Genomic DNA, 11,275 nt, shown 5'->3' with positions numbered 1-11,275 from the left:
GTCTTAATGCCCTGGCGGGCATTGGATGATTCAGACTGCAGACATCTAGACAATTCAAAGTGGGAGAAAGCCCGCCCTTTAGCGCTCGTTTCGGGGCCTAAAGGGAAGAATTTAACCCACTATGGGCCCTGTTTGGGGGCTTGAAACGGGGGTTTTAAACCACCCCTGCTGTTTTGCGTACCCCCCTCCTGTTGGAGCCCATTTTCAGCTCAATTTTGAGGGGGGGTCACGCAAAAGTGATATTTTTCACAACAAACACTCTCACGGACTTTCGTTCTTCTCTATCCTAGCGGCTCGGCCTATCCTCGCCTATATACGCTTGTTAAGGTTCGGAAAGGGGTTGTTCTTAATTATAGGGATTTTTCCTTTAGAACGCAAGATGCGCCGAGGGGATCTTAAGAAAGAATACCTGCTGTGACATTTCTCCCAACCCAGGGACATCCTCTTAGCCAAAGTGGGTAAAACCACTCCCCCTTTGGACTCGACTACAGTGGAGACGATCGCAAGGGCATGCCTTTCCCACATCTACGCAGTGGCGCAGATTTGCAGCGCGCCCCACTTCTACAAAGCCAGCCAAGACACTTCGCTCCTAAACCACGATCACCCCTGGTGGCGGGGTTAAGCGAGCACGCCCGAGGGTACGAACGGTAGCCTTACATGCTGCGCACAAGCGGTAGATACGCAGCGAATCCTCATCAACCGCCAACACCCGTTCCACGCGCTTGAGCAAGCGCTCCAATTCACGTGGTGTCAGGTAGGCCTCGAAGACGCTTTCCTGCACCCGCTCGCCTAGGCTCTCCATCAGCCGTGCAATTTTGAGACGGCGACGGTCGTCACCAATATCGTACGCCAGAACATAAAACGCACGCTCGTCCATGCTAGCGGAACCCCATCCCCCGATAACTGGCTTGTCCCTCGGTGATGCAATGAGCAATCTGGCGCGCCTGTTCGATCAGGCACTGACGCAGGGTGAGTGTTTGACCACTCAAGGGGTGAGTAAAACGCCGTTCCATGCGTTCCTCAAAGGCATGCAAGAAGAGGCGTCGCCCTTTTTCGCCCAACACTACAGGGCGTTCAGCATCGCCGGGGTGGAAATCATCGGGGGTGATCTGCCCACTACGACAGGCCCACAGCACCAACCCATCCACCACTGGGCGAAACTCTTCCATGAGATCCAAGCCTAGTGCAGGACGGTTGTAAACCACTTCATGGAGAAAACCGGCATACGGATCCAACCCTACGGTGCGCACAGCACTGGTGGTCAATTCAGCCAACAGGGTATAACCCAACGAGAGCAATGCATTAACTGGGTCGGGCGGAGGGCGGCGCTGACGAGACTCAAAACGCCAGACGGGATCGAAGAAACGGCGATAGCCACTAAAATAGGCCGCAGTCGCAGCACCTTCCAGCCCGCGCAGGGAAGCCAGAGTAGTTTTATGGGGCACCTGGCGCAGGAACCGCTCCAGGCCGGCCACTGCCTTAGCTACAATGGGATCACATGCCTCCCGCTGGTGACGTTGAAGCAGAGTGCGTTGGTGTTCTAGTTTGGCTTGGACAAAGCCACGCGCCATCCCCAAGGTAAAGGTAGGGTCTTCAAGGCGGCGGTATTGAGCGCGACGCAAAGGAACGTGCGGGGTCAACTCCCCACTCAGGCGTCCGCGGTAGTCGCCATCCTGAGTCAAGAAAACAACTTCAATCCCTTCGCTCAGCAGGGCATGGATGGCTGGTGTGGTCAGGCCAACATGACCGAACAGCACCACTTGTGAAACCTGCCCTAGGGGCACGTTAGCCAAGATGGGCGGTGGATCGCCCTCAGCGGCTTCTACAGTCAAGCGACGATTGTGAATGCGCAGGCGCGCTCCCTGATGAGCCACATACAACGGTGGCATCTGCCCAATCAACGCCTCCCTTCTCTTGGCCGAGTGAGCACGAAGACACCCTTAACCGGCTACAGTTGCAAGAAAATTGCCAACTGGCATAAATTAGAATGCGCTTCTAGTTGTACGCTTTCACATGTGGCCGCTGTAGCGGGTGATGTCAAAGGAGCAAAGGATGATCCTGGTTCACGCCAGGGAGCTTTCTTCTGGTGGGCTTGTCTCGGCTGCGGGGGGTTGGGTCAAGTCATCGGGGCGCCAACGACACTGCCCCATGCCGGCTGAAACGGCCACGCCTACGCCTGAGAACTGTGCCAGCGCCGCCAGAGCACTCATGACTCCCATCCAGTAACGGTCGTAATTACGGGTGGTGTAAGCCACCTCGCCCACCGTGCCGATGCGCAACCCACCCTCCTTGAGTGGCACAGCCTGGCTACGCAGGTTAAAACGCGAGACAACCAGGCACTCGGCGGCATACTGGCGCGCCGCTTCGGGCAGCGCTACCGGCGCAAAGCGATTCCAACGCTCCAGCAAGTTACCAAAGACCAATTCCGGCAGAGGTAAAGGTTGGGTGCGTCCGTTGGAGTGAAAGCCAGTCGGGCTGGCAAAATGTAAAGTGAGACGGCGTGGCGGACGGTGATGGGGCAAGAGGTGCTGTGCACTCAGTTCGGTAAAGGAAGTGGTTGCCGCCCAAGGGTGGGCGGTTCCGTCCATAGCCACCGCAAGCACCTGAAAAGGCAGGTCGTCCAGGATAAGGGTCGCGCCCGGGGCCAGCATCCCCGTACGCGCTGCCTGGATCAGGAGCGCCGCCACCTCGGCAGTGAGGGCGGTGTAGCGCAGGGTATAGCGCTGTTCGGGGTCAAGCCGCCCGTGGGGGAAAGTGCCTAACAAGTTCGAGGCAGTGAAGGGGCGCACCCCTTCCTCATCGTGAAGGCGCTGCGCCAAGTCGGGATCAGTGGTGCCGATCACACGCAGGAAGAGAGCATGGGCAGCGCGCCCCCACCAGCGCGGGATGGGACGTTGGGCCTGCGAGACTTGTGGCGCCGGGCGCAGGGTGAGCACCAACGAAAGCAAATCGGGGACGATGGTAGCCATCGCCCCCGATTCTATCACACCGACGGCAACACTGGGCTGGCTTCAGCGCGTCAGTTGTACCTCCACCTGTAGCACCAGGGCATCCGCTTCAACGCTGATTTCGCGCAGGGTGACCCGATCCCCTGCCCGGCGCATCTGCTCCTGCAACTGGCGGCTCAGCAGATTATTTAGGGTCTGCAACTGTTCCTCGCTCACCGTCACGTTGGGGATATCCAGGCGAGTAATGCGCACCTGCGGCAGGCCATCCTGCACGGCAAAGCGCATCTCGGCTTGAGCGTTGACGGTGGGAGTGTTCTCGGTTTGGGCGTGCACAGCAACCGCCAATCCATCTGGCGGCAGGAAGGCAAGCGTATCCACGGTTACAGTCAGGGGATTGCTGCCCTGCTGGGCGGTGTAGGCCTTGATCGCCAAGTCTATCAACTGGCGCAAGGCAGATTCATCCAGTCGCACTGGCACGATCAAGCGCCCCGCCTCAACTCTCGCCTTACACCCCACGAGCGCGCCCACCAACACCATCAAAAGTAGGAGTATCTGCACTTTTCGCATCGCATCACCTCGCAAGATCTAAAAACTAACCGCATGCAACGAGGTGATTCTAACCCAAAACGCGTGGCGAATGGTGAAAAAAAGCGCAAGGTAGGGCGGCCCAATGGGGCAAACAAGTGGAGGGGAGGGTCAGGCCGGCTGGCTCACCACCGCGGTGTAAACGTTGAAGCGCGGCGGACGCTCAAGGTGCTTTTTGACCGCACACTGTTCGGCAGAACGCACCAACGCATCGTAGTATTTCTGCGGAAAGGTCGGCGGTACCTGGATCTCCAGTTCCACCTCGTCCACCAAGCCAGTCAGCGGATTGCTGCGCACGCGCTGGATGATGCGCATACCTTCGGTTGGCAAGCCGCGCTGGCGGCAAAAACCCAGTACGTAGATCCCCGCGCAGGTGCCAATCGAGGCGAGGAAGACAGCAAACGGCGTTGGCGCTGAACCTTCACCGCCGCCCATCGGGGGCTGGTCGGTTTTCACCGTATAGGGGCCAAAGTGCGCGTCCACGCGCGCCCCGCCCGGAAAATCAATGATCATCTCCATAAGTAATCGCTCCCTTAAACGCAGATTGTAGCTGGGTATCACTTATTCAGATGCGCTGGGGGCTGAAAAGTTGCAGCCGTTCTCGCCCTCGACACCGGCTGGGGTTGAGGCCGCCAGAAGTAATACCAGTAACAGAAAACCGCTAGCGAGTAGAGCATCAACGTGCCGATGAACGCCGGGCCAAAGCCGTAGTGCACCTGAATCCAACCGCTCACGGTGGGGCTGAACGCCCAACCGAAGTTGTTGGCCATGCTGACTAAGCTGGCTACCGTCCCGCGCGCCTGGGGTTCCACACGTTCCATCACAAAGGCCTGATAGACCGGCAGCCCCATGTTCATCAGCGTCAGACGGATGTAGTAGGCCGCTGCGCTCACCTCGAACCAGGGGGCAAAGCCCATCAGAAAGAGGAAGGGAATGGAAAGCGCCTGGGTAACCACCACCAATTGCACCTTACCCCAGCGATCCGCCAGGGGCGGCGCTACAAGCAGCCCTAACCCCATCGCCAGTGACCCCCAGGCAAAGAGCGTGCCGATCACGGGGTCGGGTTGATGGTGCACCTGGCGGTAAAACACATTCATAAAGGGCATGATCAGCCCGGCACCAATTGAGGTGAGAAAAGTGGGCAGGATCAGTTTGCCCATGGTCCCCCAATGGCGGTAGAGATAAGCAAACGGGGTAAAGAGGGAACGCTGCCCTGCGGCCAAGCGCACCGGTTGCAGGAAGAACAAGGGCAGGATGCCCAGCACCCCCCCAGCCACAATCGTCGCCAACGCCAGCGCATACGCCTGAGCACTGGTGGGCGAGACCCCGCGCAGCGCTCCCAGCCAGGTGGGCAAGTACCCGCCAATCCAATTACCCACGAAGGCAGAGGCCGTTTGCAATCCCGATGCGAACGAGAAAAGATAGGTGCGCTCCTGTTCGCGGCTGTTTTCCATCAGGAAAGGTCCCATGGTCACGCCGCTGAGGCTCTGCGCCAGCCCCAGCAGTGCATTCATAATCAGAAAGACACCTGCCGAGGGGAAAAGCACCATGATCAGCACTGCCACCCCGCTTAGCCCGCTACCCAGGAGCAGCGCCGGTTTATGCCCCAGGCGATCCACCAGGTACCCCATAGGTAGGGCCGACAGCAAGGCAGTCAGACTGCTAAGGGCGATCAGCGTGCCCAACAGGGCCTCATCATACCCTAGGCTAAGCACATAGAAGTTGAACAGCAGCCGGAACACCCCCATGGCCGCGCCACTCAGGACGACGCTGAGCAGGTAAAGGCGAGCGTTGAGCGAGAAAGCCCGCAGTCGTGTAGCGTAGAGGCGCACAACATCCTCAAAGCGATGAGTCAAAGGTAACATCGAAACAACTCCGGGGGCATTAGGGTGTGGGCGGGGCTTCTGAAACGTCCAAAAAGGCCTCTAAGTCAGCATAGACCCGTCGAACAGCCGCAGGGTGTAGGGCATAAAGGCGCTCCCCCTCGCGGGTGATGGTGATGTGCACCAAGCCGGCCACGCGCAGGGCCTGTAAATGGTGTACTACGGTAGGCGCACGCAGGCGCAAGCGGCGCGCCAGTTGGGCAGGAGTCTGGGGGCCTTGGGCCAGGTAGCGCAAAATGTGCAGGCGCGTGGGGTCAGCCAGAGCCTTGAGGCGGTTGAGCAGCATCTCGGGCAGGTTCTCGCCTGGCAGCAGGGATTGCTGCGGCGGACGGCAGCCGAAGACCAGCATCCACCGTCCTGGCCTGACCAGGCTGTAGAAAACCAGCGGTGTGCTCCAGTAGGAGGGCACTAGTACCAGTTCTGGGGCACCTTCCAGAGCCTCAAAGTGCACCCCGCCCGAAAGCACCTCCAACAGGTTGGGTAAATCAGTGCGGCGTGCTAGGGCTTGGGCTTCCTCCAAACCGCGTGCCAGCCAGGGACGCAGGCGGGCTTCCTCTTCCTGGAAGAAAACACGCCAAAAGGTCTCCAGGGCTTCCAGGTAGGCGCTGCCAAACGCTTCAGCCTGTGCAGCCGCGTGCAGCAATGCCTGAAAGGCCTCAGGGCGTAAAGGGCGCCCACGACGCGTCAGCGCCTCACGCAGGATCTCCCGCTCCTCTAGGCTTACCTCGCCATGAGTCATCAAATGCTCCAGGGCCTGCCCCGCTGCAGGGGTAAAATCACCCCGCCAGAGCAAGGCCTGCAGGCGCTGGGTAGGTGGAAGGGCTGCCAACGCTTGCAGTGCTGGGTAGGCCTCTTTGGCCTGCTCTGGCAACCCATGCAGCCAAGTCAGCGGCACGCCCATAAAGGTTTGCGCTGTTTCCAGGAGGGCGCGTTGGGGTGCTGGCAGCCGCGAGCGCATCCCCGCCGCCCAAGTAGGACGCACGCCAAAATCCTGTGGGTGGTGCAAAACGTACAGGGCAATGAAAAAATCGTAAGCGCTTCCGCTTTCCCAGAGCAGAGTGGTCATCCCAACCTTATTAGATAATTATCTAATACATAAGATCATAATCGAATATGGGCTTTCTGTCAAACCCCCTACCCTGCCGCCTCGTTCAGCGCAGTGGAAGTGCACAGTCCCACACAGTACGCTTCTCTCAACAACTTGTGGTCCGCATGAGCTCTTGACAAGCGCGGAGTGGGTTATAATTAGAGCATTCCAGGAAAGGGAAATAACGCGCGGTCAGAGATTGCGCTTTGAGCCCGAGCATTTATTAACAAGATAATTCCACCCTTTGGCATGTTCCAGGCACTGACGTTTCAAAGTCCTGGTTTTCATCGCACATACTATTAGACGTCTGGGGTAACCCTTGGTTCAACCAGGTTGGTCCCTTCATGCTTCGATATAAGGACGGCTGAACACCCATATGTGGGTTCTACACGCGCACTGGCGCCCTCCTAAGCGCCCAACCGACTCGGGTGGAGTGCTCTTCTGGGCTGAGGACCTCGCCAGCCTCGCTTTCTCCACCCCTCCTCCGACCAATGGGCACGGGAAAACGCACGAACATCCCTTCTGTGTGCCACCTGAAGGGCTGCGTCAGCGTCTTGGGGAAGGCACACCGCTAGCCGAAGCCACGCCTGAAATGGCCCTCCTGAGTCTGCCCTCGGATGAACACGCCCCCTGGCCCTCCCCCGAACTCAATCCGCTGTATGAGATGGACCAGGCCAGCACGCCCCGCCTGCGCGCCTGGCGGGTCAGAGGGTTGTGGCTGCCAATTGCCAAAGCCTTCAGTATCCTGACCACACTGCCCCCCAATGGCGTGCCGGGGCAGGTGCACCTGGGACAAGATACACGCTACTGGCAGGTGGTGTGCAACTTGATATTGGAGATCCTGGCCCAGCAGAAGTATCTACCCACCCTACAGCCACCAAGCGGGCCACGAGGGCAGTACCTGGCGCGCTGGCAGCCCGTCTTGGACAGTCCTAATGATGCTCAGCGCTTACTGCACCTAGAGCAGGCCATGCCCTCGGTGTGCCGTGCCGAACGCCAGCCAAACCTACGCGGGGCGCCGGTGTTCCCCGCAGCACGCCTCCTGTTGGATGCTTTCATCAAGAACACCACCGACGCGCTGGTACGCACCTGGGGGCGCAGCCAAATGCCCCTCATTCCGCCTAATTCGGATCAGATCCAGGATCGCTGGTTAGAGGCTCTTTTTCGCCCTGACCCGGTCGTGCGAGCCTCCCTCGCCCAAGTGCGCGCCCTGCACAGCACCCTGCAAGCCTGGTTGCGCAACTTGCAGGTGGCAGGGGATGAGTATTTCCGCGTTGCCCTCCTGCTAGAAGCACCGCCCGCCTCTGAACAACCCAGTGCCGAAGGTACCTGGGAACTGCACTACCTGCTTCAATCCCGCAGCGACCCCAGCCTGTTGATTTCAGCGGAGGACATCTGGTTTAAGTCGCCGCGCGAATTGGCACTTCTGAGTGATCGTCTGATCGCCCCACAAGAGCGCCTCCTGGCCGGCTTGGGGTACGCGGCGCGCTTCTTCCCGCCCATCCTTACCAGCCTGGCCGCTCGCCATCCCACTGGCATCAGCCTGGATACGCCGGCAGCATATCGCTTCTTGCGTGAGGTGGTGCCCATCTTGGAACAGGCCGGGTTTGGCCTTCTGACTCCGCCGTGGTGGAATCAACGCGGCGCACGCCTAGGGGTGCGTGTGCGTCTCAAGCCAGCCACACCTCAAATTCCCGGGGAAGCAAGCGGCCTGCTTAACCTCACCTCGCTGGTACGCTTTGAGTGGGAACTTGCACTTGGCGAGACCACCCTGACCCGCGAAGCGTTTGAAGCCCTAGTGGCGCTCAAATCGCCACTGGTGCAGGTGCGCGGTCAGTGGGTCTTATTGGATAGCGCACAGGTCGAAGCGGCCATTCGTTTCTGGGAAAAGCAGCGCCAGAGCGCCGAGGTCACCCTGCTTGAAGCCACCCGTCTAGCGCTGGGCAGCGAACAGATGCACGACCTGCCCATTAATGCCGTGGAAGCAGAAGGTTGGCTGGCTGAATGGCTGGAACGGCTCAAAGAGCCTCAACGCCTGACCGAGCTGCCCCAGCCGCGCTCACTGCAGGGTGAACTGCGCCCCTATCAGCGCCTGGGATTCTCGTGGTTGGCCTTCTTCCGCCGCTACGGTCTAGGAGCGTGTCTAGCCGATGACATGGGGTTGGGTAAGACCATCCAGACCCTGGCCTTGCTCCTCTACGAGAAAGAGCAACATGGACAGTTGCCCGGACCGGTGTTACTGGTCTGCCCCACCTCCGTGGTCACCAACTGGCAGCGCGAGGTTGAACGCTTTGCACCCTCGCTGCGCTTGCTGATCCATCAAGGGCCTAACCGCCTGCGCGATGAGGCTTTCCGCCAGGCAGCGCAAACGGTGGATATGGTAGTGACCAGTTATGCCCTGTTGCGCCAGGACCAGGCTCTGTTGGAGTCGCTGGAGTGGTTCGGCGTGATTTTAGATGAGGCTCAAAACATCAAGAATCCTTCATCGCGCCAGAGCCAGGTTGCACGACGCCTTTCTGCCCAATTCCGCGTGGCGCTGACCGGCACACCGGTTGAAAACCGCCTGGATGACCTGTGGTCCATTATGCACTTCCTCAACCCCGGCTACCTGGGCTCACTACAAGCCTTCCGCCGTGAGTTTGCCCTGCCCATCCAGCGTTTCGGCAATCAGCAGGCTGCCCAGCGCCTGCGGCGCATGGTAACGCCGTTCATCCTGCGCCGTGTCAAAACCGACCCCCGTGTCATCCAGGACTTGCCCGAAAAGATTGAGGTCAAGCAGTACTGCACCCTCAGTGAAGAACAGGCCACGTTGTATCAGGCGGTAGTGGATAGGACCTTGGCTCAAATTGAGGAAAGCCAAGGCATGCAGCGGCGCGGCCTGATCTTGAGTATGATCACCCAATTGAAGCAGGTGTGCAACCATCCCGCGCAATACCTGCACCAGCCGCTGGATGAACGTCTGGAGAGCGCCCTCCAAAATGGACGTAGCGGTAAATTAAACCGCCTCATCGAGATGCTGGAAGAAGTGATCGCCTCAGGCGACCGTGCGCTGGTCTTCACCCAGTTTGCCGAGATGGGGGAACTGCTCGCCAGGGCCCTCCCCCTGCACCTAGGGGTTCCCGTTTATTTCCTCTACGGCGGAACCCCACCGCGTCAACGCGAACAGATGGTGCGCCGTTTCCAGGAAGATGAACACAGCCCGCCCATTTTCATCCTTTCGCTCAAGGCGGGCGGTCTGGGCTTAAACCTGACCCGCGCCAACTACGTTTTCCACTTCGATCGCTGGTGGAATCCGGCAGTGGAAAACCAAGCCACCGATCGCACGTTCCGCATTGGGCAAACGCGTAACGTGCAAGTGCACAAATTGATCACCCAAGGGACTCTGGAAGAGCGAATCGATGAACTGATCGAATCGAAAATCGGCTTAGCCCAATCCATCATTGGTGAGGACGAATCCTGGCTCACTGAACTAAGCAACGAGCAACTGCGCGACCTAGTGGCCCTGCGCACCCACGGGAAAGAGGCTTATGAGTCGGCTCAATGATCTTAACGATCACGAATCTTACGCCTGGGAACCCCGCACGCCTCGCAAAGCTAAAGGGGGGATCAAAGCCATTAGCGCGCGAGGTGACTTTGGCAAGCACTGGTGGTCACGCCGCTGGATCCAGGCCCTGGAGCAGATTACCGACCTGCGCCGGCTGCAACGTGGACGTGCCTACGCCCGTGCCGGGCAGGTCCTGCGGATTGAGGAGCGCGAAGGTGAGATCGAGGCGCTGGTGCAAGGCACGCGCCCACGGCCTTACAGGGTAACCATCCGCCTCACTCCTCTCACCTCTCGCCAATGGGAAAAGGTGCTGGATGTGCTGGCTGACCAAGCAGTCTTTGCCGCCCAACTGCTGGCCGGCGAGATGCCCCCGAACATCGAGGAAGCCTTTGCCACTGCTGGGGTCAATCTCTTTCCCACCGCCCGCGGCGACCTTTTCACCGCTTGTTCCTGTCCCGATCCAGCCAATCCCTGCAAGCACATTGCAGCCACCCACTATATCTTGGGCGAGCGTTTTGACGAAGATCCTTTCCTGCTCTTTCGCATGCGCGGACGCACTCAGGAACAGATCCTCGAAGGGCTGCGCAAGCGCCGCGGTGTGACCGACAAGGCAGTCCCGCACCGCGCACCGCAGCCATCCCCCGCCAAACGCGAACGTCCTCAACCCCTCGAAGCGGATTGGGAACCCTTCTGGACCTTACATAGCCCCCTGAGCGGCTTCCCCCTCTATGTCCAGCCGCCAGTTATCGCTCAGCCCTTGCTTAAGCGCCTGGGTGACCCAGAGATCGCCGTCGGCCTGAGCTTGAGCGCCCAACTGGAAGCCATGTACGAGGCAGTGACACAAATGGCGCTCTTCTTGGCCTACGGGGATATTGGAGCACCGAGCAGTGAAGAGAATGACTCACCAGCGGAAAATGGGATGCGTTAGACGCTTGAAGTGGTAGATAATAAAGGGGGCATTCAACACAACCGCATAGAGGAGGACCACCCCCACCACCATTAACACAAAAATGACCAGTGCCCCTGTTCGCTCTTCTGGTGGGGCGAACAAAAAGCGTAGAAATGTGACTGCAAAGAGAATACCGATCACCAGCACAATGCTCCAGAAAATGAGTGGATGGATGTAAAACGGAAGAGGAGGAACCGGCGGAAGGTTAAAAGGTAAAGGGGGCATGAGTGCGACTCCTTCACAGCAGATCATTTTTTCGGGTGGGCTGGGTTGATATTT

Annotated in this window: 10 protein-coding genes; 2 read left to right on the top strand and 8 right to left on the bottom strand. The window is 59.1% G+C overall.

The features are described 5' to 3' along the window. Nucleotides 1-589: 589 nt before the first annotated feature. From cas2 to Q0721_RS10455, 7 genes are all read right to left on the bottom strand, one after another. Nucleotides 590-877, bottom strand: coding sequence for a CRISPR-associated endonuclease Cas2 (cas2, locus tag Q0721_RS10485; protein WP_299029400.1), 288 nt, complete (start codon nt 875-877; stop codon nt 590-592). 1 nt (nt 878) lies between these two features. After that, on the bottom strand, nt 879-1,889 hold the full coding sequence (cas1, locus tag Q0721_RS10480) for a CRISPR-associated endonuclease Cas1 (protein WP_299029397.1): 1,011 nt from the start codon (nt 1,887-1,889) through the stop codon (nt 879-881). A gap of 174 nt (nt 1,890-2,063) precedes the next feature. Further along, on the bottom strand, nt 2,064-2,969 hold the full coding sequence (cas6, locus tag Q0721_RS10475; protein WP_299029395.1) for a CRISPR system precrRNA processing endoribonuclease RAMP protein Cas6: 906 nt from the start codon (nt 2,967-2,969) through the stop codon (nt 2,064-2,066). Nucleotides 2,970-3,011: 42 nt separating this feature from the next. Continuing rightward, complete coding sequence (locus Q0721_RS10470) at nt 3,012-3,515, bottom strand: hypothetical protein (protein ID WP_299029393.1); 504 nt, start codon at nt 3,513-3,515, stop codon at nt 3,012-3,014. A 129-nt stretch (nt 3,516-3,644) separates the two neighbouring features. Then, nucleotides 3,645-4,052, bottom strand: coding sequence for an OsmC family protein (locus Q0721_RS10465; RefSeq protein ID WP_299029390.1), 408 nt, complete (start codon nt 4,050-4,052; stop codon nt 3,645-3,647). Nucleotides 4,053-4,090: 38 nt separating this feature from the next. Further along, the gene (locus Q0721_RS10460) at nt 4,091-5,398 is read right to left on the bottom strand and encodes an MFS transporter (protein ID WP_299029387.1); all 1,308 of its coding nucleotides are present in this window, start codon (nt 5,396-5,398) and stop codon (nt 4,091-4,093) included. Between the two features lie 19 nt (nt 5,399-5,417). Beyond that, nucleotides 5,418-6,482 carry a metalloregulator ArsR/SmtB family transcription factor gene (locus Q0721_RS10455; RefSeq protein ID WP_299029384.1) on the bottom strand — a complete coding sequence of 355 codons (1,065 nt, stop codon included), beginning with the start codon at nt 6,480-6,482 and terminating at the stop codon, nt 5,418-5,420. Nucleotides 6,483-6,879: 397 nt separating this feature from the next. Between Q0721_RS10455 and Q0721_RS10450 the strand changes: the two genes are divergently transcribed. Then, entirely contained in the window at nt 6,880-10,047 is a 3,168-nt protein-coding gene (locus Q0721_RS10450; protein WP_299029381.1) for a DEAD/DEAH box helicase, read from the top strand. Further along, a complete protein-coding gene (locus tag Q0721_RS10445) occupies nt 10,031-10,975 on the top strand; it encodes a hypothetical protein (RefSeq protein WP_299029378.1) in 945 nt (314 codons plus the stop codon). The genes Q0721_RS10450 and Q0721_RS10445 overlap by 17 nt, the downstream gene beginning before the upstream one ends. Here the strand turns inward: Q0721_RS10445 and Q0721_RS10440 are convergent. Further along, complete coding sequence (locus tag Q0721_RS10440) at nt 10,949-11,221, bottom strand: hypothetical protein (protein WP_299029376.1); 273 nt, start codon at nt 11,219-11,221, stop codon at nt 10,949-10,951. The genes Q0721_RS10445 and Q0721_RS10440 overlap by 27 nt on opposite strands. Between the last annotated feature and the right edge of the window lie 54 nt (nt 11,222-11,275).

Origin of the sequence: uncultured Thermanaerothrix sp. (assembly GCF_938028735.1) — a bacterium.
Lineage (GTDB): Bacteria > Chloroflexota > Anaerolineae > Anaerolineales > Anaerolineaceae > Thermanaerothrix.
This window is presented reverse-complemented; position numbering and strand designations above follow the sequence as displayed.